General features: G+C 65.2%; 30 protein-coding genes. 26 read left to right on the top strand and 4 right to left on the bottom strand.

The annotated features are described in order from the left end of the window. Nucleotides 1–8 precede the first annotated feature (8 nt). Genes arsC through shn_RS18290 form a run of 3 tightly spaced genes read right to left on the bottom strand, consistent with a single transcriptional unit; the run spans nucleotide 9 to nucleotide 1,334 of the window. Nucleotides 9–434, bottom strand: coding sequence for an arsenate reductase (glutaredoxin) (gene arsC / locus shn_RS18300; protein ID WP_064331683.1), 426 nt, complete (start codon nucleotides 432–434; stop codon nucleotides 9–11). Between the two features lie 8 nt (nucleotides 435–442). Further along, complete coding sequence (locus tag shn_RS18295; protein WP_064331682.1) at nucleotides 443–970, bottom strand: arsenate reductase ArsC; 528 nt, start codon at nucleotides 968–970, stop codon at nucleotides 443–445. Further along, nucleotides 963–1,334, bottom strand: a complete 372-nt coding sequence (locus shn_RS18290) for a helix-turn-helix transcriptional regulator (RefSeq protein ID WP_046845536.1) — start codon at nucleotides 1,332–1,334, stop codon at nucleotides 963–965. Before shn_RS18290 ends, shn_RS18295 begins: the two co-directional genes overlap by 8 nt. Before the next feature lie 205 nt (nucleotides 1,335–1,539). On the opposite strand from shn_RS18290, the gene shn_RS18285 reads away from it, so the two are divergent. From shn_RS18285 to shn_RS18230, 14 genes are all read left to right on the top strand, one after another. Beyond that, nucleotides 1,540–2,961 carry an IS1182 family transposase gene (locus tag shn_RS18285; protein ID WP_064331681.1) on the top strand — a complete coding sequence of 474 codons (1,422 nt, stop codon included), beginning with the start codon at nucleotides 1,540–1,542 and terminating at the stop codon, nucleotides 2,959–2,961. A gap of 167 nt (nucleotides 2,962–3,128) precedes the next feature. Continuing rightward, nucleotides 3,129–4,082, top strand: coding sequence for an ArdC family protein (locus shn_RS18280; RefSeq protein ID WP_064331680.1), 954 nt, complete (start codon nucleotides 3,129–3,131; stop codon nucleotides 4,080–4,082). A 172-nt stretch (nucleotides 4,083–4,254) separates the two neighbouring features. Further along, the gene (locus shn_RS37090) at nucleotides 4,255–4,419 is read left to right on the top strand and encodes a hypothetical protein (RefSeq protein WP_245337324.1); all 165 of its coding nucleotides are present in this window, start codon (nucleotides 4,255–4,257) and stop codon (nucleotides 4,417–4,419) included. Nucleotides 4,420–4,526: 107 nt separating this feature from the next. After that, nucleotides 4,527–6,695 (top strand): hypothetical protein, encoded by a 2,169-nt coding sequence (locus shn_RS18270; RefSeq protein ID WP_064331679.1) that lies wholly within the window; start codon nucleotides 4,527–4,529, stop codon nucleotides 6,693–6,695. Nucleotides 6,696–6,796: 101 nt separating this feature from the next. Then, on the top strand, nucleotides 6,797–7,273 hold the full coding sequence (locus shn_RS18265) for a hypothetical protein (RefSeq protein WP_064331678.1): 477 nt from the start codon (nucleotides 6,797–6,799) through the stop codon (nucleotides 7,271–7,273). A gap of 69 nt (nucleotides 7,274–7,342) precedes the next feature. Beyond that, on the top strand, nucleotides 7,343–7,612 hold the full coding sequence (locus shn_RS18260) for a DUF6117 family protein (protein ID WP_064331677.1): 270 nt from the start codon (nucleotides 7,343–7,345) through the stop codon (nucleotides 7,610–7,612). Beyond that, nucleotides 7,609–7,908: a hypothetical protein gene (locus shn_RS18255; protein ID WP_064331676.1), complete on the top strand. Its 300-nt coding sequence runs from the start codon at nucleotides 7,609–7,611 to the stop codon at nucleotides 7,906–7,908. The genes shn_RS18260 and shn_RS18255 overlap by 4 nt, the downstream gene beginning before the upstream one ends. Nucleotides 7,909–7,999: 91 nt before the next feature. Beyond that, entirely contained in the window at nucleotides 8,000–8,422 is a 423-nt protein-coding gene (locus tag shn_RS18250; protein ID WP_064331675.1) for an antirestriction protein, read from the top strand. A 153-nt stretch (nucleotides 8,423–8,575) separates the two neighbouring features. Further along, nucleotides 8,576–8,704: a hypothetical protein gene (locus tag shn_RS37450; RefSeq protein WP_256388478.1), complete on the top strand. Its 129-nt coding sequence runs from the start codon at nucleotides 8,576–8,578 to the stop codon at nucleotides 8,702–8,704. 277 nt (nucleotides 8,705–8,981) lie between these two features. After that, complete coding sequence (locus tag shn_RS35895; protein WP_168168929.1) at nucleotides 8,982–9,146, top strand: hypothetical protein; 165 nt, start codon at nucleotides 8,982–8,984, stop codon at nucleotides 9,144–9,146. A 289-nt stretch (nucleotides 9,147–9,435) separates the two neighbouring features. Next, the gene (locus shn_RS18245) at nucleotides 9,436–9,837 is read left to right on the top strand and encodes a hypothetical protein (protein ID WP_064331674.1); all 402 of its coding nucleotides are present in this window, start codon (nucleotides 9,436–9,438) and stop codon (nucleotides 9,835–9,837) included. A 9-nt stretch (nucleotides 9,838–9,846) separates the two neighbouring features. Further along, on the top strand, nucleotides 9,847–10,041 hold the full coding sequence (locus shn_RS18240; RefSeq protein ID WP_064331673.1) for a hypothetical protein: 195 nt from the start codon (nucleotides 9,847–9,849) through the stop codon (nucleotides 10,039–10,041). Between the two features lie 69 nt (nucleotides 10,042–10,110). Beyond that, entirely contained in the window at nucleotides 10,111–10,533 is a 423-nt protein-coding gene (locus shn_RS18235; protein WP_064331672.1) for a hypothetical protein, read from the top strand. A 168-nt stretch (nucleotides 10,534–10,701) separates the two neighbouring features. Further along, on the top strand, nucleotides 10,702–11,118 hold the full coding sequence (locus shn_RS18230; RefSeq protein ID WP_064331671.1) for a hypothetical protein: 417 nt from the start codon (nucleotides 10,702–10,704) through the stop codon (nucleotides 11,116–11,118). 54 nt (nucleotides 11,119–11,172) lie between these two features. Here the strand turns inward: shn_RS18230 and shn_RS18225 are convergent, their stop codons facing one another. Continuing rightward, nucleotides 11,173–11,568, bottom strand: coding sequence for a hypothetical protein (locus shn_RS18225; RefSeq protein ID WP_064331670.1), 396 nt, complete (start codon nucleotides 11,566–11,568; stop codon nucleotides 11,173–11,175). A gap of 263 nt (nucleotides 11,569–11,831) precedes the next feature. On the opposite strand from shn_RS18225, the gene shn_RS18220 reads away from it, so the two are divergent. The 12 genes from shn_RS18220 (at nucleotide 11,832) to shn_RS18175 (ending at nucleotide 24,090) form a co-directional block, all read left to right on the top strand. Further along, on the top strand, nucleotides 11,832–16,190 hold the full coding sequence (locus tag shn_RS18220) for a strawberry notch family protein (RefSeq protein WP_064331669.1): 4,359 nt from the start codon (nucleotides 11,832–11,834) through the stop codon (nucleotides 16,188–16,190). Then, nucleotides 16,190–17,236: a toprim domain-containing protein gene (locus shn_RS18215; protein ID WP_064331668.1), complete on the top strand. Its 1,047-nt coding sequence runs from the start codon at nucleotides 16,190–16,192 to the stop codon at nucleotides 17,234–17,236. The genes shn_RS18220 and shn_RS18215 overlap by 1 nt, the downstream gene beginning before the upstream one ends. A gap of 328 nt (nucleotides 17,237–17,564) precedes the next feature. Then, on the top strand, nucleotides 17,565–18,503 hold the full coding sequence (locus shn_RS18210; protein ID WP_064332690.1) for a DUF2493 domain-containing protein: 939 nt from the start codon (nucleotides 17,565–17,567) through the stop codon (nucleotides 18,501–18,503). 163 nt (nucleotides 18,504–18,666) lie between these two features. After that, nucleotides 18,667–19,083 carry a hypothetical protein gene (locus shn_RS18205; protein WP_064331667.1) on the top strand — a complete coding sequence of 139 codons (417 nt, stop codon included), beginning with the start codon at nucleotides 18,667–18,669 and terminating at the stop codon, nucleotides 19,081–19,083. A 712-nt stretch (nucleotides 19,084–19,795) separates the two neighbouring features. Next, nucleotides 19,796–20,200 carry a single-stranded DNA-binding protein gene (locus tag shn_RS18200; protein ID WP_064331666.1) on the top strand — a complete coding sequence of 135 codons (405 nt, stop codon included), beginning with the start codon at nucleotides 19,796–19,798 and terminating at the stop codon, nucleotides 20,198–20,200. Nucleotides 20,201–20,529: 329 nt separating this feature from the next. Further along, nucleotides 20,530–20,676 (top strand): hypothetical protein, encoded by a 147-nt coding sequence (locus shn_RS36460; RefSeq protein ID WP_168168928.1) that lies wholly within the window; start codon nucleotides 20,530–20,532, stop codon nucleotides 20,674–20,676. 728 nt (nucleotides 20,677–21,404) lie between these two features. Beyond that, nucleotides 21,405–21,779, top strand: a complete 375-nt coding sequence (locus shn_RS18195) for a hypothetical protein (protein ID WP_064331665.1) — start codon at nucleotides 21,405–21,407, stop codon at nucleotides 21,777–21,779. Between the two features lie 375 nt (nucleotides 21,780–22,154). Then, nucleotides 22,155–22,412, top strand: a complete 258-nt coding sequence (locus shn_RS18190) for a helix-turn-helix transcriptional regulator (RefSeq protein ID WP_064331664.1) — start codon at nucleotides 22,155–22,157, stop codon at nucleotides 22,410–22,412. Nucleotides 22,413–22,501: 89 nt separating this feature from the next. Beyond that, nucleotides 22,502–22,789 carry a DNA -binding domain-containing protein gene (locus tag shn_RS18185; RefSeq protein ID WP_064331663.1) on the top strand — a complete coding sequence of 96 codons (288 nt, stop codon included), beginning with the start codon at nucleotides 22,502–22,504 and terminating at the stop codon, nucleotides 22,787–22,789. Continuing rightward, nucleotides 22,789–23,118, top strand: coding sequence for a transcriptional regulator domain-containing protein (locus tag shn_RS37085; protein ID WP_371328571.1), 330 nt, complete (start codon nucleotides 22,789–22,791; stop codon nucleotides 23,116–23,118). The genes shn_RS18185 and shn_RS37085 overlap by 1 nt, the downstream gene beginning before the upstream one ends. A 120-nt stretch (nucleotides 23,119–23,238) precedes the next feature. Then, nucleotides 23,239–23,667, top strand: a complete 429-nt coding sequence (locus shn_RS18180) for a DUF2285 domain-containing protein (RefSeq protein WP_064331662.1) — start codon at nucleotides 23,239–23,241, stop codon at nucleotides 23,665–23,667. Between the two features lie 141 nt (nucleotides 23,668–23,808). Beyond that, nucleotides 23,809–24,090 carry an AlpA family transcriptional regulator gene (locus tag shn_RS18175; protein ID WP_064331661.1) on the top strand — a complete coding sequence of 94 codons (282 nt, stop codon included), beginning with the start codon at nucleotides 23,809–23,811 and terminating at the stop codon, nucleotides 24,088–24,090. Nucleotides 24,091–24,100 lie beyond the last annotated feature (10 nt).

The raw sequence follows: 24,100 nt of genomic DNA, 5'->3' as shown, positions 1-24,100 counted from the left end.
CAATTCCCTCAGGCCGTTGCGACACGCTGGCCGTGTTCGTCGATCACGCGCTCGCCGTCTTCCTTGACGAACGCGCCGCGTTGCGGCGGCAGCAGGTCGAGCACGTCCTCGGACGGTCGGCAGAGCCGGACGCCCTTAGGGCTGACGACGATGGGTCGGTTGATCAGGATAGGATGCGCCATCATGGCATCGAGCAATTGCGCCTCGCTCAGAGCCGGGTCGCCAAGGCCAAGTTCGGCATAAGGCGTGCCTTTCTCACGGAGCAGCTCTCGCGCAGATATACCCATGCGCGCGATAAGCCGAGTCAGCATATCCCGAGATGGCGGCGTCTTCAGATATTCGATGACATGCGGCTCGACGCCCGCATTGCGGATCATCGCCAAGGTGTTGCGCGAAGTCCCGCAATCCGGGTTGTGATAGATGATGGCATCCATGGCTTGCCTCACGCCGCGCTGTTTCTGGGAGACGACGCGCCATCTGATTGGCCGATCTCGGTCAGCTTCGTGCGCAGCGACGCCTTGTCGAGACTAGCAACCGGCAGGGACGTGAACGCCGAGATGCGGTTCTTCATGTAGCGGAAGGCCGCAACGAAGGCGGCTTCCTTCTGGATATCCGGCCCATCGACGGCGGCAGGGTCTTCGATGCCCCAATGAGCTGTCATCGGCTGGCCAGGCCAGACAGGGCAGGTTTCGCCGGCGGCGTTGTCGCAGACGGTGAACACGAAATCCATAACAGGCGCATCAGGCCCAGCAAACTCTTCCCAACCCTTCGAGCGGAAGCCTTCAGAGGGGTAGTCGAAGCTCTTCAGCACCTTCAGCGCGAAGGGATTGACCGCCCCCTTGGGTTGCGACCCGGCAGAGAAGGCACGAAATCGGCCTTCGCCATCCTTGTTCAGGATGCTTTCCGCGAGGATTGAGCGCGCCGAATTGCCGGTGCAGAGGAACAGGACGTTGAAGATGCGGTCAGTCATGAGTGGCCTCCTTTGCGGTGAGGGTTTGCGGTGAGCAGCAAGGGGAAAAATCGGCGATCAGCGGCGCGCAGATCTCGGGTCGGCCGCCGCAGCAATCCTTGACGAGAAAGCTGGCAAGCGCGCGAACGGCGTCGAGCCTTGCCCGATAAATGATCGACCGGCTATGCCGCTCCGCCTCTATCAGGCTGGCGCGCGTCAGCGTCGCCAGATGTGTGGACATCGTATTGTGGGGGACATCTAACCTGCGGGCGATCTCGCCTGCGGGCAACCCGTCCGGCTCATGCTCCATCAGTAGACGGAACACGTCGAGTCGGGTCGGTTGCGCGAGCGCGGCGAAAGCGAGGATGGCATTATCTGATTCCATATGTCGAGACTAATCGACATATGGGCGAGAGTCTAGGCAGGGACGATCCGAAGTTTCCACCTGGTCGGGTAGCTGGACAGCGCCGCCGAACAGTGAGGACGGGAAGCCCAAGCGCGCTCAGTAGATATTGCTCGTATTACCAAGCATTTACTGGGGTTATTCACCTGCGGATGGTACACTTAATTATTTGCGGGACGGGGGCACGATGGGACGCTTTATTGAGGGATATGACCGGAGCCAGCCGTTACTGCTGCCCGCCTGTGTTGAAGATTACGTGTCGCAGGACTCTCTCGTCCGCGTCATTGATGCCTTCGTCGAAACCCTCGATCTCACGGCGCTCGGCTTCGAGCGCACCGTCTCTGCCCCGACAGGACGACCTGGCTATCACCCCGGCGACATGCTGCGGCTCTACATCTGGGGCTACCTGAACCAGTTGCGTTCATCGCGACAATTGGAGCGCGCCTGCCAGCGCGATCTGGAGGCCATCTGGCTGATGCGGCGCATGACCCCGGACTATCGGACCATTGCGGCGTTCCGGCACGACAACCCCGAAGCGATCGTCCGCACGGGGGCCGCATTCATCAGCTTCTGTCGCGAGAACGGCTTGGTCACTCCTGGCAAGGTGGCGCTGGACGGAACAAAGATGCGGGCGGTTGCCAGCGCGAAGAATATTGCAGGAGCGGATCGTCTGGCACGCGACATCGCTCATACCGAAACAGAAATCGCCTACTATCTCGACCGCCTCAACATAGCAGATCAACACTCGGCGGGCGCGCGCGATCAGACGGTCAATCGCGCTGCGTTTGCCAGCGCGATCGCGTCACTCGAACGCCGTAAGCAGCGCTTGGAAAAGCGGCAGGCCGAACTTGCTGAGCATGATACCAACGTCGTGGTCTTCGGAGAGCCGGATGCACGACCAATGGGATATGGTCGGGCGCCGAAGTTCCCGGCCTATAATCTCCAAAGTGTCGTCGATATCGAAAGCGGGCTGATCATTCACAACGATGTCGCCAACGAAGCCAACGACAGCCAGTTGCTGCATCCAATGGCGATAGCGGCAAAAGAAGTGCTCGACGTCGACCAGCTCGAAGTGCTGGCGGACGGAGGCTACTCGAACGCGCAGGAAGTCGCGCGTTGCGAACAGGACGGTGTCCGCGTGGCAGCGCCGATCAAGCGCGGGGCCATGAGCGCGCAATACTTCCGCCCCGTGCAATTCGTCCATGACGAGCAGACCGACACGATCCGCTGCCCTGCTGGTGAAACCATGTATCCCAAGGGCAAGCATACCCGAAATCGGGCGATCCGTTACAGAACGCCCGCCTGCCAGACTTGCCAGATCAAACAGCAGTGTACGCCGGGATATCAGCGCACCATTCACAGGCTCGTGGATCAGGGCGCGCTCGATCGGATGGAACGTCGGGTTCAGGAGAAACCTGATCTTATGACGATCCGGCGCTGCACGGTCGAGCATCCCTTCGGCACCATCAAGCGAATGTCTGGCGGAGGTCGCTTCCTGACCCGCGGTTTGCGGCGGGTGAAAGCCGAAGCTGCCCTCTCGGTCCTGGCATTCAACATTATCCGCGCTTCGAACGCCTTCGGAACCGGAGCGCTGATGTCGCGGGGCTGAGAACCCCGCTCTATTCGGTTTGCGTCATCGCGGCCGCATCGAGTCCTCGCTGAGTTTCTGCACAGCCTGCCCCGCAACGCCCCCTAGAGTGAAAGTGCGGACGGGGTTTACCGTGACGGGTTGAGGGCTGGGAGAGAGGCTTCCGGCGCCCGTCGCGGAGAACCGCGATGTCCAGACACGATCGCAGCGTTCGCGCCGGCTCGAGCCGGGCGAACCTCTACGACGAGATCACCAGCAAGATCATTGCCGAGCTGGAGGCCGGCCGGGTGCCGTGGGTGCAGCCCTGGGGCACGGCGGCCACCAAGGCACCGCTCGGCCTGCCGAAGAACGCCAGCACCGGCCGCGCCTACAGTGGCATCAACATCCTGATCCTCTGGGGCGCCGTCGTTCAGCATGGCTTCCCCGGACAGGGCTGGCTCACATTCCGACAGGCGCTGTCGCTCGGCGGCAATGTGCGCAAGGGCGAGCACGGCACCGCTGTCGTCTATGCCGACCGTTTCGTCCCCGAGGACGAGAAGCGCCGGGCGCGCGAGACCGGCGAGGAGGCACATGCCATTCCCTTCCTGAAGCGCTTTACGGTCTTCAACGTCGCGCAATGCGAAGGACTGCCCGATGACATCGTCACCGTTGCTCCGCCGCCGCCCGGCCTGATCGAGCCGAGGGTCGAAGCGCTCATCAAGGCGACCGGCGTCGATTTCCGTATCGGCGGCAATCGGGCATTTTACGTCCCGTCGCAGGACTATGTGACGGTCCCGCCGCCCCAGGCCTATTTCGAGCCGATCAACTGGCACCGTACGGCGCTGCACGAACTCGGTCACGCCAGCGGCCATCATAGCCGGCTCAACCGTGACCTGACCGGCTCGTTCGGTACGAAGAAATATGCCTTCGAAGAGCTGATAGCCGAGCAGATTTCAGCCTTCGCCTGCGCCGCGCTCGGCATCGTGCCGACCGTACGCCACGCCGACTATATCGGGAGCTGGCTCGACGTCATGCGCGAGGATTCCCGCGCCATCGTGCGCGCGGCCTCGCAGGCGAGCAAGGCGGCCGACTGGATCTTGTCCTTCGCCCCGGACGACGAACTGCACCCGGTGGACGCCGAGCCGCACAGGCGGGCGGCGTGATGCAGCGCGAGGGGCTGCGCGCGGCTCTCCGGCGCATGGAAGCAGCCTCGCCCAAAGCCGGCGCAATCTCGCGCTGGCCGAACACGCGGTGTCCCGCCGGGCCGACGCGGAGACGATCCGCGGGCGGCCGAAAGCGCGGCACTACCGTCGCGCGATGAGCCGGTGGAGCGGCGTGGACGAGGCGGAATACCGCCGCATTCTGGACGATCTGCTCAAGGCGGCCGGTCCCGATCTCGACCGGCTTCGCCGCAGGATCGTCCGGCAGGAAGCGGCGATCGAGGCGCTGCGGCGGAAATACCGGGTGAACGAGCCGCGGCCGTCGTTCCCCGTCCGTTGAGGGAAGCGCCCGCATCGACGTCGAGAGAGTGAGAGAGGGGATGGGGTTTTGTGACGGGTTGATAGCGGAGAGAGAGGCTCTCGGCGCCCGTCACGGAGTACCCCACCATGGCCCGAGCTGCCAAGAAGAAGCCCGCCCTCGCGATGATCGAGTTCTCGCGGTCGCGCGACATTCCCTTCAACCGCATCCATCTGTCGAGCGACAATGTTCGCGAAGTCGATGCCGATGCCGGCCTCGATGAACTTGAGTTCGATGTCGAGCGACGCGAGGACCTGATCCTCGGCATCAATGTGCGCGCCATTCTCGACGCCGACGGCAACGAGACCGGTGATTTCGAGACCCCGGCCGGCGGCCGGCGCCATCGCGTCATCGCCCGTTTGGTGGCAAAGGGCCGCTTCCCCGAGGACGGCTTGGTCCCCTGCCTCGTCAAGAAGGCTAACGCCAAGACCTCGGCCGTCGACGACTCGCTGGCCGAGAACACCTTCCGCGTCGCTCTTCACCCGCTCGACCAGTTCCGCGCGTTCAAGCGGATGGTGGATGGCGGAATGACCCATGAGGAGGTCGCCAGCGCCTACTTCACGACGACGCGCTATGTCGAGCAGCGCCTGGTGCTCGCCAAGGTCTCGCCCAAGCTGCACGAGGTCTATGCTGCGAACGGCATGACGCTCAGGATGCTGGAGGCGTTCACCGCCCATCCGGATCATGAACGCCAGGAGCAGGTGTGGGATGCCGTCCGGCAGTCCCACAACAATGAGCCTTGGCAGATCCGGGACATGCTCACCCAGACCGAGGTGCCCGCATCCGACAAGCGCGCGCGCTTCATCGGCCTCGACGCCTATCTGGCGGCGGGCGGCCCCGTCCTTCCGCGTTACCTCTTCGACGATGACGAGGAGGGCTGGCTCGAGGACGTGCCGCTTCTCGACCGGCTGGTCGCCGGGAAGCTGAAGGCAACCGCCGACGCGGTGGCCGCCGAAGGCTGGAAGTGGGTCGAAGCCGACCTCGAACTTCCCTACGGCTACGATCACGACCTGCGCGGGATCGTCGGCACGCCGGCCGAGCTGTCCAAGAAGGAACGCCGCGATCGCGAGAAGCTGCGCAAGGAGCAGGAGCGCCTTGAGGCAAAGTATCCGGCCGATCAGGAGCTGCCCGAGGACATCGACCGGCGCCTGGGCGAGATCGAAAAGCAGCTCGAAGCCTTCGAGCGCAGGCCGACCGTCTTCCATCCGGCTGAAATCGCCATCGGCGGCGTCTTCATCACCGTCGACGAGGACGGCGAGCTTATCGTCGATCGCGGCTGGGTGCGTCCCGAGGACGAGCCGGTCGAGACCGTCGACACCGAAGCGCTGGACCCGAACGCCGACATCGATGGCGAGGATGATGAGGACCTCTCGCCCGAGGGACCGCGCACCGTCGTCACGGTCAATGGCCAGCCGGTCGAGCGCGAGGAGGATGTGGACGTCATCAGACCTCTCCCCGAGAAGCTGGTGATCGAGCTGTCGGCGCATCGTACCATCGCGCTGCGCAACGCCGTGGGCAACAACCCGCATGTCGCCATGACGGCGCTGCTGCACAAGCTCGTTCGTGACGCCTTCAGGCGGTCCACGCGCGGCGCGACCGTCCAGGTCTCGGTTCATGAGGTCTATTGCAGCGGTCAGGGAACCGATCTCAAGACCACGCCCTACGCGAAGGCCGTGGATGAGCGGCACGCCGCATGGAAGGCCAAGGTGCCCACCGACGACGATGCGCTCTGGGATTGGCTCGTTGCCCTCGACGACGAGAACCGCATGGCGCTGCTGGCTCATTGCATGTCGCTCGGCATCAACGCGCTCTATGAGCGGCCCAATCCCCTCAGCGCCAGCGGCATCTCCGAAACGCAGCTCCAGGCGCGCATGGCGGAAGCCGATCGCCTGGCCCGCGTGACCGATCTCGACATGGCGGAAGCCGGATTCCGGCCGACCGTCGCGAACTACTTCGGTCGCGTGACCAAGCAGCGCATCCTCGAAGCGATCGCCGAGGCCGTCGGCGAGAGCACCGCCAATCTCCTCGACCACCAGAAGAAGGACAAGATGTGGATGGCGTCCGAAGCGGAGGAGCGGCTCGCGAATACCGCCTGGCTGCCCGAACCGCTGCGTCTCGTCACCGAGGAGTCCGCGGTCGAGGTTGCGTCCGAAGCGGCCGAGCCCGAGGTGGCGCTGCCCGACTTCCTCGCCGGGGACGACGAGGAGGTCGTCGCCGAGACCGATGACGATCCCGTGGCTCTCGTCGCCGCGGAATAGCGCGCACCGGCGGGGCGGCTCCGGCCGCCCCGCATTTCTTCCCCTTCCTCTTCACGGCCCGGCATCCCGCCGGGCCTTTTGCGTTTCAGGAGACCCCGTTCATGTCTGCTTCCCTGATTTTCGATATCGCGCCGCTCGGCTCGCTTGTGGCCTACAGCGATGGCCAGCCGAAACCTCCCGCACGCTTCACGAAGAAGCTCGCCGCGTGGAAATCCCGCAACGGCGTCGGCCGCCTCGTGCGCAAGGCGCCGGGCCGGGAGCGTCCGACCTACACGAGCCCGCCGTCCTTCACCCTGCATGAGGGCGACTTCGGCCAAGGGGGCATTATCCTCATCACGGTCATGCGGACCTACGGCATCGATAGCGACCTGACCTTCCAGGTGGTCGAGCGGCCGAAGATCGGCCAGTTCCGCGTCATGCAGGATGTTGGCGACGATACCGAGTTGCTGCACCTCGCCGAAAACCGCGAGGCGGCCGAACTCTGGGTGGCCAGCAAAGGATACAGCCGTGCCCGCCTCGAGGAGGTCACGGCCGACGAGGTCGGCACGGATGTCGTCGAAGGCCGGGCCGCCGCCTGATCACCCCGCTTACCATCCACCCGGCCCGCCGTCGCCCGACGGCGGGCCATCTCGTTTCAGGAGCCCACCATGGCCATTCCCGATCATGCCCGCGCCAATTTCAATACGCTGCTGCGCGCCGCTGGCGACGGCAGTCTCGCACTTATGGAGTGCCTGGACGCCGTCACCGGCGAGCGTCGCTATGTCCTTTGCGCGGTCGGCCGCGCCGATGACGGCGATTACGTCATGACGCCGTTCGGCCATCTGGCCGACGGCAACCCCTACGACGCCTACCTGCCGCCCGATCCCAACGATCCGAACGGCTTCGTCGCGAGATCGGAGGGAGGAGCAGCGTCATGATCACCGTCGAAGAGATCTTCGCCGCCGATCTCCATTGCCCTCCCTCCAGACGCTCGCTGCCATGGCAGGAAACCCGCGACGGCGTTACCGTCGTCGTCGAGCCGAAGCCGCATTGGGCCGCCGACATGGCGGCCTTCCGGCTCGGCGATCGGGCGTATTGCTACTACGCCGACTGGATCGAGCACGGTCCCGAAGCGCGGTTCTTCGAACATCCCGAGACGCGAGGCGACGACGTGATGGCAAGTGCGCGCGCCATGCTCGAACGCGAAATCGCGCGTGGCCTCTGGAGGGCCTGAGAGAGGCAGAGCGCTGCCGGGCCAGGATGGTCCGGACAGATGGAGAGAGAGCCGTCCGGACCTGTCCTCATCCTCTCTGGAGAACCAGGCCATGACACTCGAAACCAACCGACCCGATGCCGCAACGATTGTTCCGGACGACCGTCGCGAAATGTTCCTGCCGACCTTGTTCGGCATCCGGCTTCTGATCGTCGCCGAAAATACGGTCTACACCTTCATCGACCGGCTCAGCCCGCGCGACTACGGCGGCGGCTTCTGGAATTTCTACGAGCGCCGGGGATACCCCTTGTTCCTCGCACCGGCCTCAGATCGGCGCTTCCGGATCGAAAGCGACATCACCGAGTTCCGGGGTGAGGTCTCAGCGGAGGCTGCCGGCATCATCGCCACGCTGTTCACCTTCTCGCATCTCGCTTTCCAGACCGATTCCGACTTGCTGCCGCTCGGTTATGATCGCCTCCATGCCTATGTCGACGGACATTCCGAGGCCTCGGCGATCTACGCGGCCATCGACTGATCGACGCAAGCGCCCCTCCGCATGGCGGGGCGCTTTTTTTATGCGGCCATCGCCGCCGTCGCCGGCGGCTGGAGAGCGAGCAAAAGGCCGGCTGAGCCGTGACGGGATGGGATCGGGAGAGTGGCTTCCGCCGCCCGTCGCGGAGAAGCCGACATGGCCGACTGCTTCACCCGCATCATCGAACTGGACGCGTACGCCTCGCTGGACGACGCCCTTCGTCGCTCCGCCGGCCTGGAAACGGAGATGGATTCCACCCCCGGCCCGAAACTCCCGTCAGGCTGACATCGGAGTAGCGGCAAGGCTGGCGCGGCGCGTCATCTGCGTCGGGTTAGCGGCATGCTGTCGAAGGCAGAACACCACCCCCGCTTCCATTCGCCGACCTTGGTCCGAGCCGTCTCCTTATCAATCAACCCACGAGGGGTCGGCTTACGCCAGCGTGCCGCCCTCGCGGATCGGGACATGCCCGAACCGCAAGGGTGATTGCCGATCCGTTCGGACACTTCGGGCGCCTGTCGCGCGGGGGATGGTCCCCCGCCTCCCAAGACAGGAGCCGGAACCCATGTCCTATGCAGATGCCACCGCCTTCGCCGCCAGCCTCGCCACCACGCTGATGGTGTCGATCGTCGTGTTCCAGGCCGGGGACGGAACCCACGTCGCCATGCCTGCCGGGGAATTCGACGGCGACGAGGACATGATCGAACTCGAAATCGATCCCTTCCAGTGAGGCGCAGGCGCCTCACATCAACGGCCCGGAGCGCGGAGCGACCGGGCCTCCCTTGTTGTCGGCGGCTCCGGCGCCGGCAACATCGCCGCGCCGGCAGCCCCCACAAGAGAGGGCGAGGGCAGGCCCTTGGCCGGGTGACGGGTCGAAGCTGAGAGAGAGGCTCTCGGCGCCCGTCTGGCGCGAGACCGCCGCCGAGCTGCTTCGGCTGCCGCAAGCCGCCTGATCTCTCACCCTTGTTCCCACCAGCTCGACCGGCCGCGCGCCGGACGCGTTTCCTATGGAGATTCCCATGCCGAAATTTGTCGTCAGCAAAGGCCACGACGCCTTCGTCTACTACGAAACCGTCGTCGAGGCCGATACGCCCGAAGAGGCGCAGAAGCTTGCCGAGAGCGTCCACTACGATGGCGAATGGCTCGCCACCGGATATGTGCAGGAGTTCGACGACTACGAAATCGACGAGCACAGCGGCGTGCGCCTGCTCGAACGCGGCGAGACGGTCGAGGCCTTTCACACCGTCACTGTGACGGCCCATGAACGCGATGCCTTGCTGGCTGGCCTTCGTACCCTTCAGCTCGCTCTCGTGAATGGGCCTCTCGATCCGGTCTTCATGACCATCCTCACCAATGACGGCGCGCATGCGGGCCTCGATCTGCCCGAGATCGACGTCCTGTGCGAACGCATCAACGTCTAGGAGGCGCCAATGTACGCGACCTATCTGCGTCTCGACATCATGGTGTGGGACAGCGACCGGACCGTGATCCGCGCTGCGCGCCGCAGGCTCGCTCGATCGGCGCGCCGCGATCCCGCGAGGCGGGAGGCCCGCAAACGCTTCTACCGCGACATGCTCCGCCACCATGCCGCTGCCCAGCGGCTCGTGGCGCACTTCCGCCTCTGACGCCGTCGGCGTCCCATTCCCCATCCCGGCCCGGCCTCGCGCCGGGCTTTGTCGTTTCAGGAGCCTGATATGCCCGACTACACCATTGAGACCACCTACCACCTGCCGGTTTACCGTTCGCGAACCTACAGCGCCGAGACGATCGCAGAGGCATGCCGCAAAGCCATCGATGACGATGGCTGGGAAGATGCCAAGGAGGACGTCGACACGTCCGGCGAGACCTATGTCACCGGCATCTGGCAGGGTGCCGATGCTGCGTATGCCGGCGAGGCTGCTCCCGTTCCCTCGCAATTCGCCGAGACGGTCCAACGCAAGGCCGGACATTTCGAGATTTTGCTTGGCCTACTGAAGCTGATGCTCGCGGACGTACAGGCTGGCCGAGCATCGTCGGAGGAATGGATCGGCCGCGCCATTTGGGCCGTCGCGCGCGGCGAGGCGATCATCGCGGGCGCTCGCGATCCTGACGCTCCCGGCGAGGGGGATCGGCTTTGAGCCATGCCTTCTTCAAGATCTGATCACGGCAGATTGCCGCGAGCCCATTGCCGAGGTCGTCGCGATCGACGACGACCGCATCCATCCCCCACCAGCGGCCTGACCGCCGTTCCCCTTCATTCGTTCCGCCCGGCTTCGCGCCGGGCTTTCCTGTTTCAGGAGCCTGACATGGCCAATTATTTCACCCATTTCTCCTGCCTGCTCGACGTCGGCACACCCGACAACGCCGCTCGCGCGCTCGACCTCTACAATCAGCTTTCCCTAGAGGGCGCTTCGGAAGAGCCCCCGTCCGACGGCTTCCTCCTGTCGATCCAACCCGAGCACGGCGGCACCAAACTCTGGATGCGCGACAACGGCACCGGCGACCCCGAGCGCCTGATCCAGTTCGTCAGGTTGTGCGCCACCAACTTCGGTCTGACCGGCCGCTGGGGCTTTCAATATGCCAATACCTGCGACCGGCCGCGCGTCGGCGCGTTCGGCGGCGGCGCACATGTGCTCGATCTTGCCACGGGGAAGACCGTCGCCTGGACCTATACCGATGGCTGGCTCGATCAGGCTGTCGGAGATGGTGATCACGATGCCTGACCCGAGCGCCTCTCGTCATGCTCGTGATGGCTACCTTACCGGGTATCGGCCGCGCTACCACTCACCCTTTCGTCCCTCTGCGGCGTGTTCGAAGCGCAAAGTCCACGGTCGGATCGCCCGATGGTCATCCGTCCGCGTCACGCGCAGCCGCGATATCCCCGGCATGAAAGTCCGTGCTGCCTCGAAAGCGACCGGGATCGTGTAGACCTCGCAAGCCTGCCGGTTCTGGTAACGGGCCTCCGCGTTGACAATGACCGCGGGCGCGATGTCCCAGACCTCGGACAGGACTGCCAGAATAGCCGCAACCGCGATGACGCTCCCACGGAACGCGACCGAGGTCGACCAATGCTCGTCACCGAAACCCGGCAGGTCGGACATGATCACCGACGCGGCGAACGCAAGGATAACCAGCCAATAGAATCTCGGCGCTCGCGGGAGCAGTGACTTCATCACGCGCGTATTCCTTTCAAATACTCTCATATTCTCCAGATCTGCGAGGCCGAATTCGCCTCAAATCCTTTCTTCCAATAGTAAACCAAAGGCTTCGCCGCGACGACGTCACGGTAGAGCACCGCGGGCCGCGATCGGCGGCGTTCGGCGATCTGGTTGATGGCATGAGAGGGAGAGCGAGGCCGGGACGGGTTTGAGCCGGTGCGGTCGAGAGAGAGCGCTGCGCGGGCTCGATCCCGCCCTGCTCTCCCGAGGCTTCTCCGATGACCATGATCTCCGTGTCCGCGGCGGCATCCGCCACCGCGCCGATCGCGCTCGCCGCCGATACCGATATCTCCGCCGCCGTCTTCGCGGCGGCACAGTTCCTCCTTCCTCATCTCGAACGCGGCCAGCGCGTCGACGCCGCCACACTGCGCGCTGCAATGGAATCCGCGTTCGGCGCGTCCGACACCACCGGTGCCTGGGACTGGAAGACGGCCTATGACGCCTGCGAGGCGGCGACTGTCCTCTTGCTGCGCAAATACGGAAAGCCGCTTTTCCGCAAAGCCGGATCACCCGCTGCGATCCTGCCGCAGTTCGTCAAGATCGCCGGCCTGATGCCGACGCATACGCGCCGCTCCGAGGAGGCGCAGACCTTCCAGCAGTTCTCGACGCCGATCCCGCTCGGCCTGGCAGCCTCGTTTGCCGCGGCCATCACGCCGGCCGACCGCGTGCTGGAGCCTTCGGCCGGCACCGGCCTCCTCGCCATCCTGGCCGAGATCGCCGGCGGCTCGCTGCTGCTCAACGAGCTGGCCGAAACTCGCGCGGATCTTCTCTCCCACCTCTTTCCGGCCCTTGCCGTCACGCGCTTCGACGCGGCCCAGATCGACGATCACCTTGAACGGGACCTCCACCCGACCGTCGTTCTCATGAACCCCCCATTCTCGGTCATGGCGAATGTCGAGGGCCGCATGGCGGACGCCGCATTCCGCCATGTCGCCTCGGCGCTGTCGCGCCTTGCGCCCGGCGGCCGGCTCGTGGCGATCACCGGGGCGAATTTCGCGCCCGACGCTCCGGCCTGGTCCTCGGCCTATGCCCGGTTGCAGGAACACGGCCGCGTCGTGTTCTCCGCCGCGATCGACGGTTCGGTCTATGCCAAGCATGGCACGACCATTCCGACGCGGCTGACCGTCATCGACAAGCTTCCGGCCGATGATCCGTACGTGTTCCCGGCCGCGCCCGGCGTCGCGCCGGACGTCGCCACGCTCATCGGATGGCTGACCGAGCATCTTCCGGCCCGCCTGCCTATCGATCCCGCTATTGCAGTGCCGGTTGCCGCGCCAGCCGCGCCCCGCACCGTGCGCGCCTATATCAACCGGGCGGCCAGGGCCGCGCCGGCTGTGCCGCATACCGAACCGGAGGGCATTCCGCTCTTCTACGAGACTGTCGACTGGACGCCCGCCGAGGTCGGGCGTCTGTCGGACGCGATCTATGAAGAATACAGCCTCCAGACCATCCGGATCACAGGGGCGCAGGCGCATCCGACCCAGCTCGTGCAGTCGGCGTCGATGGCGAGCGTCGCCCCGCCGCGGCCGAGCTATCGCCCGACGCTGCCGGGGAACATGCTCAGCCTGCTTTCGGACGCGCAGCTAGAAACGGTCATCTATGCCGGCGAGGCGCATTCCGATTTCCTCGTCGGCGCGTGGACGGTCGACGACACCTTCGACAAGCTGACCGTCGCGGCCGAGGACGCCAAGGGCGCCGTCCGACTCCGTCAAGGCTTCATGATCGGCGACGGGACCGGCGTCGGCAAGGGACGTGAATCGGCTGCGATCATCCTCGACAACTGGCTCCAGGGACGCCGCAAGGCGGTCTGGATCTCGAAGTCGGACAAGCTCCTGGAGGACGCGCAGCGCGACTGGGGCGCGCTCGGCATGGAGCGCCTGCTGGTCACGCCGCTGTCGCGGTTCCCGCAGGGCAAGCCGATCACGCTGAACGAGGGCATCCTATTTCTAACCTATGCCACGCTGCGCTCCGACGACCGCGGAGAAAGGGTTTCGCGGGTCAGGCAAATCGTCGAATGGTTCGGCTCCGACTTCGATGGAGTGATCATTTTCGACGAGGCGCACCAGATGCAGAATGCCGCTGGCGGCAAGGGAGAACGCGGCGATGTGGCCGCTTCGCAGCAGGGCCGCGCCGGCCTGCGTCTCCAGCATGCGCTGCCGAACGCCCGGATCGTCTATGTCTCCGCCACCGGCGCGACCACCGTCCACAATCTTGCCTATGCGCAGCGGCTCGGCCTTTGGGGAGGCGAGGATTTCCCGTTCGCGACGCGCGCCGAGTTCGTCGAGGCGATCGAGGCCGGCGGCGTGGCGGCGATGGAGGTACTCGCCCGCGACCTTCGCGCGCTCGGTCTCTACACCGCCCGCTCGCTCTCCTTCGCCGGCGTCGAATACGAGCTGGTCGAGCACGAGCTGACGCCCCAGCAGGTCCGCATCTACGACGCCTATGCCGCGGCCTTCGCCATCATCCATAACAATCTGGATGCCGCGATGCAGGCCGCCAACATCACCGGCGGCGGCGAAGGCGGGTCGGGCACGCTCAATAGGCAGGCGAAATCCGCCGCCCGCTCGGCCTTCGAGAGCGCCAAGCAGCGCTTCTTCGGCCATCTGTTGACCTCGATGAAGACGCCGACCCTGCTTCGCTCGATCGCCGCCGATCTGGAAGCTGGCCATTCGGCCGTCATCCAGATCGTCTCGACCGGCGAGGCGCTGATGGAACGGCGGCTGGCGGAACTGCCGACCGAGGAGTGGAACGATGTGCGCGTGGATATCACCCCGCGCGAATACGTCCTCGACTATCTTGCCCATTCCTTCCCGGTCCAGCTCTACGAGCCGTTCACGGACTCGGAAGGAAACCTGTCGTCGCGCCCGGTCTATCGCGACGGTCAGCCGGTCGAAAGCCGCGAAGCCGTCGCCCGCCGCGACGCGCTGATCGCCAAGCTCGCCAGCCTGCCGCCGGTTCCCGGCGCGCTCGACCAACTCGTCCAGCATTTCGGCGCCGACATGGTCGCCGAGGTAACGGGCCGCTCGCGGCGCATCGTCCGCAAGCGCGGCGGCAGCGTCACCATCGACCGGCTGGTCGTCGAAACGCGCGCCGGGGCCGCCAATCTCGCGGAGACGCAGGCGTTCATGGACGACGCCAAGCGCGTGCTCGTCTTCTCGGATGCCGGCGGCACCGGCCGCAGCTACCATGCGGAGAAGGCGGCGAAGAACACGCGACTGCGCGTCCACTATCTGCTCGAGGCGGGCTGGAAGGCGGACACCGCCATTCAGGGCCTCGGCCGCACGCACCGCACCAACCAGGCGCAGCCGCCGCTCTTCCGGCCGATCTCGACCAACGTGAAAGCGGAGAAGCGCTTCCTCAGCACCATCGCCCGCCGCCTCGACACGCTGGGCGCGATCACGCGCGGCCAGCGCCAGACCGGCGGCCAAGGACTGTTCCGGCCCGAGGATAATCTGGAGAGCCACTACGCCCGCGATGCGCTACGTCAGCTCTATATGCTGCTGGTGCGCGGCAAGGTCGAGGGCTGCTCGCTCGACCGCTTCGAGTCCGCCACCGGCCTGAAGCTGATGGACTCGACCGGCATCAAGGACGAGCTGCCGCCGATCACGACGTTCCTCAACCGGCTGCTCGCGCTCACCATCGAGCTTCAGGGCATCCTCTTCACGGCTTTCGAGCAGCTCCTGACTGCCCGCATCGAGGGCGCGATCGCATCGGGCATCTATGATGCCGGGCTGGAGACGCTGCGCGCCGAAAGCTTCGTCGTCGTCGATCGCCAGACGATCTACACCCATCCGCGCACCGGCGCGGAAACCAGCCTGCTGACGATCAACGAGCGCAGGCGCAACCGGCCGGTGACGCTCGACACGGCTCTCGCCGAACTCGGCGATCCGCGTGCGAAGCTCCTCGTCAATGAGCGCTCAGGCCGGGCCGCCGTGCAAATCCCGGCCAGCAGCGTGATGCTCGATGATGGCGAGGTCGAACGGCGCGTCCGCCTGATCCGCCCGACCGAGGCGCACAATATCCCGGTGCGCTTCATGGGCGAGACCCATTGGGTCGAAGCCGACCGGGAGACCTTCACCTCGGCCTGGAGCGCCGAGATCGCGGAGGTGCCGGAGTTCACCGACGCGACGCTCCACATGGTCACGGGCCTGCTTCTCCCGATCTGGAAGCGGCTGCCGAACGACTCGACGCGCGTCTACCGGCTCCAGACCGACGAGGGTGAGCGCATCATCGGCCGCCAGGTATCCCCAGCATGGGCGGCGACCGCGACCACGACCAGCGCCGCGTCGATCACGCCCGACGACGCCTTCACGGCCTTGATGGACGGCCGCACCATCCTCGACCTCACCGAGGGGCTTCAGCTTCGCCGGGCGCGCGTCATGGGCGCGAACCGCATCGAACTGTCGGGCTTCGACGACACGATGCGCGAGCGCCTGACGGCCTACGGCCTGTTCCACGAGATCATCTCGTGGAAGCTGCGCATGTTCGTGCCGACCGACGCCAACGGCCCGGACGTGCTCGCCAGGGTGCTCGACCGCTGGCCGGTCGAGCGCATCGGCGAGAGGGAGGCGGCGTGATGCCCCGTCACGACGCCTCCGAGCTGGCGGTCCGTCTCGGCCATCACGCCGAAGCGGTTTGCCGCGAATACCTTTCGTCTGGCCGGCGCGCCGGACGCTACTGGCAGGTCGGCGATGCGCGCAACAGCCCCGGACGCTCGATGTTCGTGCGCCTGACCGGGCCGGAAACCGGCAAGGGCGCGGCGGGAAAATGGACCGACGCATCGACGGGCGAGCATGGCGATCTGCTTGACGTGATCCGCGAGGCGCTCGGCCTCGTCGACTTCAAGGACGTGGCCGAGGAAGCACGCCGGTTCCTCTCGCTCCCGCATCCCGAGCCGGAGGAGACGGGGACGCCGACCGGCAGCACCTCCAGCCCCGCGCCGTCGGGATCGCCGGAAGCCTCCCGCCGGCTTTTCGCGATGTCGCAGCCGATCGACGGCACGCTTGCGGAAATCTACCTCAACGGGCGGGCGATCACGTCCCTCTCCGGCGTCGCCGCGCTGCGCTACCATGGGCGGTGCTACTATAAACCGGACGCGCATTCGCCCACCGAGATCTGGCCGGCGATCGTCGCGTCCGTCACCGATCTCGACGGCAGGCAGACCGGCGCGCACCGCACCTGGCTTTCACCGGACGGTTCGGGCAAGGCGCCCGTCGATTCACCGCGGCGGGCGATGGGCGATCTTCTCGGGCACGGTGTCCGCTTCGGCGTCGCCGGTGAGGTGCTGGCGGCCGGCGAAGGCATCGAGACCGTGCTGTCGCCCCGTCAGGTCTTGCCCCACATGCCGATGATGGCGGCGCTTTCGGCCGCACATCTCGCTGCCGTCCTGTTCCCACTGAGCCTTCGCAGGCTCTATGTCCTCCGGGATCGCGATCCGGCAGGGGACGGTGCGCGAGACAGCCTGGTCGCCAGAGCAACGAGCCTCGGAATCGAGGCGATTTCACTGTCGCCGAAGCTTGAGGACTTCAACGAGGATCTGCGCTGGCGCGGCGTCGACGCCCTCCGGGCGACCCTGTTGGAGCAGGTTCATCCCGCTGACGTCCGCCGCTTCGTGGAGGGCTGAGGCGATCGGCAGGGGACGCGGCGCGGTACAGGCGTCTTCACCTGCCGTCTCCTCTCATCACCGCAAGCGACCTTTGCTGTCGGAGAGCCCACGCCCACGGCCTTCTGAAAGGGCGATCGGCCCACAAACGGCCCGGTCGGGCAATGGCGCGGCGCCCGGCTATTTTCCGCCGGCGGGGCGAGCCCCGCCTTTGCAGCGCGAAGCAAAATAGCCGGGCTTGGCCATCGAGGCCCTCGCGAGAGGCGAGGGCTGCCAGTCCGGGCCGCCTGTGGGCGTCGACGCCTGCGAAGGCCGCGATGGGCGCGGTCTCCAAGCAAGGACGCTCACGATGACGAACGAAGACGAAATCGCAGGCTACGAGCCGATCCACACCTCTTCTCCCACCGATCATGTCCTCAATGAACTCCAGCTCTACGGCTGGCGGCCGTATCAGGACGAACCCGATCCGAGGCCGCTTCCGGAGGGCAACGCCGTCGCCGCAGCCGTCGCAGATATCTTCGATTCCCTCGTCGCGACACTCGGCGACACCCGCCTCGAACCCGATCTCGAAGAACTGCTTTGGGGAACCGTCAATCTCTTCCACCGCGCCACGGGCCGGGTGGAGCGCGAGCTGGACGACAACGAGCGGGCGCAGCGCCGGCTTCAGAAAGAACAGGACGGCAGCGAGGTGAAGTCGGTCGAGCTCGAACGCCTCACGGCAGAGGGCCAGACCATGATCGAACGGCGCAACAGCATGGAACTCTTCCGCGACGTCGCCGCTGAAGCCTTCGAGCACCACACCGGCAGCGCTTGGCGGCCCCGCACCGGCTCGAAGGTCAGCCATCGCAATCTGACCGCCGCGATGATCGACTCCAGAGACTACCTTGCCGCGAAGCGCCGGGCTGAGAAAGAGGTGCTGCTGCCCGCCGGTCCGAAAGTCGCCGTCTCGGGCGGAACCGACTTCAACGACCACACCCTGATCTGGGCGAAGCTCGATCAGGTCCGTGCGAAGCACGCCGACATGGTGCTCATTCACGGCGGCGCGAAGACTGGCGCGGAACGCATAGCCGCCCGCTGGGCAGAAAACCGCAAGGTGCCGCAGATCGCCTTCACGCCCGACTTCGAGAAGTATCCGGCGAAGCAGGCTCCATACAAGCGTAACGACACGATGTTGGAGGTGCTGCCGGTCGGCGTCCTCGTCTTCGGCGGCGGAGGCATTCAGGGAAACCTCGCGGACAAGGCCCGCAAGCTCGGCATTCCCACCATGCAGTTCGACGGCGGCGCGTAAGCGCCGCCGCTGGCGGCTATTCCAGCCGCCAATACTTGACTATCGGAGAGGTTGATGGCTCTTATGAAACATCCTTGCAGAACCGGAAAAGTCGCATAGTCGCAGGCGGAGCGTATCTACAGGCAGCCTGTCGTGATCCTCAACCGATCATGTGGAGGTTTCCATGTCGCTCATCCTTCTCGCCATCTCCTTGACGATCGCCTTCTGCGTCTTCGCCTACAATCTCGCGATCTACGCTTTGCCGTTCATGGTTGGCCTGTCGGCCGCCCAATATGCCTGGGGCGCTGGAGCCGGCATCTTCTTGTCGGGGCTGGCCGCCGTCAGCGCGGCATTGCTGTCGATCGGTCTCGTACTCGCGGTTCTCGGCTTTGCCAGGAATCCGGCGCTGCGGCTGATCGCTCTCGCCGTCTTCGCCGTACCGGCCGTCATCGCCGGCTATGCGCTCATCCATGGTGTAGCGAAAAACGCGATCGACCCCGGCTTGATGCTCAATCTACTTTCCGCCAGCGCCGGTCTGTTCATCGGCATCGCGGCCATGGTCAATCTGAACGCCCTCGGCGTGTCGATATTTTCTCGGTGATGGGCCGGCGGCGACCCGCCGGTCTCAGCGAAGAAAGCCGGCGGCTCGCGCCGCCGGGCTTGGATTTCCCGCACTGACGCGCTGCCACGACACTGCTGCCCACACCATACTTCGCTTTCGGTTTGCTTCGCCCGGCTCAGGAAGTCTGTCGTTGGCGTGAGGTCTGCAGGCCGTAGACAGGCCGTGCCAGCCAGCTCATTCATTTCGTAAAGTGGATACGGCCGCGGAGACCTTCACGAACCTTTCCGCAGGTCGAGTGGATCGAGCCTTCTGCCATCGACAGTGGCGACGCGGCGCTGTTCCGCGTCTACGAGCCCGGTAGCCTCTTTATTCTCGTTCCGTCCAGCCTGTCCGAGGAAGGGCGCGGGTGGCCGGAAGGAGAGATGAACGGGTGTCTTTCGAAGGCGGCGCAGGTCCATGGGGCCTGCCTCTTCGCTGTTGCCGGCAAGGACGATGGTTCTGCTGTGTGTCCCCGTGTTCGTGCTTTCAGAGGCACCAATCCCTCCGACTGACTGATCCCCTAAGTCCGTTCTGTTTCCTCCGGCAACCCCCGCAGCTCCCACCCGTGTTGCCGCGCAGGCGCGGCTGCCCGCTCCACCTGGGGCCTTGGGGGTCAAGCTGCCGCCGAAGGCGTCAGTGCAGGAGTCTCCCGACGGCCTTGGCCGGGTCTCGTCGGAGGGATGGTCTCTCCGAGAAGCAACGGAGACTTACAATGCAGAACATCGTCATTCTCGCCGGCAACATCGGTCAGGCCCCCGAAACCCGCACCACCCAGGGCGGCACCCGGATCACCCACTTCACGCTGGCCACCTCGCGCCCCCGCTATTCGGACGGCAAGGTCGTCCGGGACGAGAAGGGCTACCGGGTCCAGGACACCGAATGGCACCGCATCACCGCCTTCAACGGCCTCGGCAAGACGATCCAGGACTATTGCGAGAAAGGCATGAAGGTTCTGGTTCGCGGTCGCATCCACTACTCGAAGTGGAAGGACCAGGAGGGCAACGATCGCTACGGATGCGAGATCATCGCCGAGACGGTCGATTTCCTGAGCCGGGCGAAGCAAACCGAAAACGAAAACGGCGGGCTTCCCGACTACGACGACGACATCCCGTTCTGAGCGGGAGGTCCAAAGACCCGGCGGCGCGAGCCGCCGGGTTCCTTCATGCTCATGGCGGAGCGCGGCCGCGCCGGGCTTCCCCACCGTCGCGCATCTGTCGCTGAACGCGGTTGCAGCGCTGTGCCCAACCGTCTTTCTCTCAATGAGAAGCCGATCATACCGGCAGTCGGGCCGCGTCAAGGACGCCCGGTGCCCCCAATTTTGCCGCCGCTACGCAACGACAAAATCGGCTCCCCCAGACGCCGGATTCTCCGGTCGCTTCGCGATCCCTGACCCATCCCTCCAACGCCCGGACAATCGCCTCCGTCATCGAGACAAAGGAGGTTCACATGACGCAGGTTCTCGACATCTACGCCGAAATCGCCGAGCTCGACCACTGCATCCTCACCCGCGAGGAGCGCGCCGAGACGCTGCGACGCCTCGAAGCCGCGCGCGCGGAGGCCGAGCGCCGGGAGCGGGCGAGGGAGGGAGCTTAAGCTCCCTCTTTTTTGTCGGCGACGGCGGCCGCGGATCGCATGGGCGGGATCTCGGGCCGCCTCGCGGCCTTCACGAGAACTTCGGACGGAGTCGCCACGCGCACGGACAACGAACTGTGCGGCCTACGACCGATCCTCGACCGGCTCGCCGAGGAAACCGGGCTGAACATCCCGACCGCCGTCATCTACTACTGGCCCGATCCCGGCCGACCTGCAGCGCGGCCGATGACGCCGTTTGATCCCGATGCGCCAATCTCTTGGGTATCCGGCAAGGTGGTTGCGGCCACCTTCCCATTCTTTTCGACCGCAGTGTTTGCCGGGGGACGTAGCGCAGGGTCTCCGACCGGATCGACCGGCCGGATGCCCTATGAAAGGGGGGCAAGCCGCCCCTCTCAATCTCTCCCCATGAAGGAAGGGCGAAGCCCCTCCTTCAAACATCCTCCCATGGAAGGGGGTGTCACACCCCCTTCCAAACCATCCCCATTCCTATTCGGACACGGCGTCTGGTCGACGCCGTGGCTACTCCTCTCTCTCTCTGACTTCCCAGTGTACGCCAGCCCATCCGGCGTCAAGGACAGCGCGGCCCCTCCAATTTTCCGCTCCGACCCGATGGGCCGAACCAGAAAATCGGTTCCTCCGCTTGCCGCACGGCGGCCGCTAAGGCGGTCCCTGACCCCTCTGGGCTACAGCGTGGACACCTTTCGTCAGAGACGAAAAGGAGATTTTCCATGACACATCGCAAGATCATCACCATCGATGGCGGCAGCGCGGAATATTGGAGGCAGCGAACGGAGGGCTTTCGCCTTATCCACGACGCGGAGCGGGCTCTCGAACGATTGAATGACGCGCCGATGTACCTTCACGGCGGCTACGACGAGGACGGAGACGTCATCGCCATCGAGAACCTCGGGCCGTATGACGACATGGAGGATGCGATCCGGGCGATCGAGGCGAATGAGACTGCGGTTAGCATCCTCGTCGCGCAGGGCCGCACCAAGATCGGCGACTACGAGATCAGGGCGGTGGTCCGCGAGTTGGCGCCCGACGACGGAGACATCGAGGACCCCGCGAGCAACCCGCTCTGGGGTCCCGACACCGATTAAGGTCCAGGCGAGAGGCGGCCACGGCCGCCTCTCGCCTTTATCTCTGTGCCGGGAGCCAGGGCAGCCGGTTCGACCGACTGTCCTGGCTTATGAAAGGGGGCAAGCCGCCCCTCTCAAACTCACCCCATGAAGGAAGGGCAAGCCCTCCTTCAAACATCCTCCCTTGGGGAAAGAGGACGGTTCCCTCCTCCCTTTCCCCAAACCCCTTTCCCTCTCCCGGTAAGGCCCCCGGCTTTGGTGGCGACCGAATCAGTTGCCGAGGATTTCCCTTGAAGCTTGTGCTATCGGTAAATTTCGGTCGCAATATCGAGCGCAGGCGACTAAAATAGTCGTAGTTCTGGCGTGCGCGTAGGTCCGAATGGGAGGTGATCATGCATGATCACCGCCCGACAATCACGGGCCGCACGCGCGTTGCTGGGTTGGACACAGGAGACGCTCGCTGACGAGGCCCGGGTAGCATTGACCGCGCTCAAGCGCCTCGAATCCGACAGCGGATTGGGGACGCACGAGGTGACGCGCGACCAGGTTCGACGAGCGCTCGAGGCAGCGGGGATCGTTCTCCTTTCGACCGACAAGGGAAAAGGGGTGCTTCTCCTGAACGACGGGGCCGACACTCCCAAGCAGCAGCGTTGATCGCGCGGTTGCCAAGCCTTGTCATAAAATGCAGCTATTTCCCGTGGGAAATAGTGAACGAATATGGCGCGCGTGAATAGGTGAGCTCGATGGGGCAGGCAACGCAGACGTTTCTGGAAGAACCACCGTTCAGCGAGACACTCACATCTTATGATCGTGAGCACATGAAGCTCTATATGCGATTGCTTGATGCCGAGCGCGACGGCGCTGACTGGCGTGAGGCAGTGCACATCCTGTTTGGCCTCGATCCCGATCGTGATCCGAAGCGCTGCCGCTTGATCCACGACGCGCATCTCGCTCGCGCCCGTTGGATGACCGAGCACGGCTATCGCGAACTGGTCCGTGAAAGCCAGCAGAAGTCGCACATCAATAGGTGATGCGCGAAACGCATCACCTATTGATGTGCGACCGACTTCCCCAGATCAACCCAAACGGGAATCGTGAACCCTCCAAAGATTTAGACAGAAACTTGGGAGGATCAGCGATGACACCTGACGCATCGACCTGGCGTTCCTCGGGGTATGAGCACCTGGATAGATTGACCGCATCCGATCTGGCCTGGGAATGGCTCCGCCGCAACGACGCCTATGATGCAGACTTCGAGGCTTCGGCCTCTGGCCGCGGAACCCACACGCCGCTCACCGAGCAAATTCGGCGGCGGTGGGGGTTACGATTTCCCCGTCGACCCCCTGACACCGCCTCCTGACGCTCCCGTTTTCTGGCTCACGCAGGAAGACACGAGCGTCGTCGTATTGACCGAGGCCCCGCCTGACCTCGACGCTAGTCTCGCAGGTGCTCCCCCGAGCCATGGCGCCGCTATCCGCCGATGGGCGAAGATGACACAGCGTTTCGCTTTGCTCTCGGAAACGGGCAGCGTCTCCAGATCATCGACTGCGCCAATGACGGGCAGACGGTTGCTGTCGCCGCCATACCCCTCGGCATAGACGGCTTCGACCGGATCGAAGCGGTCTATCGACTTCTCTCGGCCTTGCACGGCCGCGCCATTCCGCCCGACACGCGACTGACACGTCAGCAACGCGCCCGCCAGCGCCGGATGCTGCGCGCCTTCGACGGCTATCGCGCCGGCGCGACGCAGCAGGAAATCGCCGAGGTCATTTTTCACATCGACCATCTCGGCCGCGACGACTGGCAGGCGTCGTCCGCCCGCCACGCCATCAAGGCGCTCCTGCGGGACGCCCGCGCCATGGTCGCGGGCGGCTATCGAAAGCTCCTTCGTCATCGTCGCCAATCCTAGCCCGGTCTCGCCCCGCGCATGGTGGGCGAATTCGATACCCCCCGACTTCGCCCTGCAACTCGCCGGCTCTCCTCCGCCACCGTGGTCGTTGCCCGTCGCTGATCCGCGACGGCCGTCCCCAACACCACGGAGGCCCGATCCATGCCACACGAACCCGTCGTTCTCCCGCCGCGCTTCCTGCGCACTAAGGAAGCGGCCGAATTTCTCAGCCTCTCGGCCCGCACCCTCGAAAAGCACCGGACCTACGGGACCGGTCCCGCCTACCGCAAGCTCGGTGGCCGCGTCGTCTACGCAATCGACGACCTCGAAACCTGGGCGGCTCGCGGCGCGGTGACGTCGACCTCCGATCCGCGCGGCTCTGTGCTGCCGGCGAAGCGCCACGCCATTTCGTCCGCGCCGCAGGTCGGCCGCTACGCCCGTTGACCGCGGCTGG

Source organism: Shinella sp. HZN7 (genome assembly GCF_001652565.1).
Classification (GTDB): Bacteria; Pseudomonadota; Alphaproteobacteria; order Rhizobiales; family Rhizobiaceae; genus Shinella; species Shinella granuli.
The sequence above is the reverse complement of the archived record's forward strand: the minus strand, read 5'-3'. Positions and strand labels throughout refer to the sequence as shown.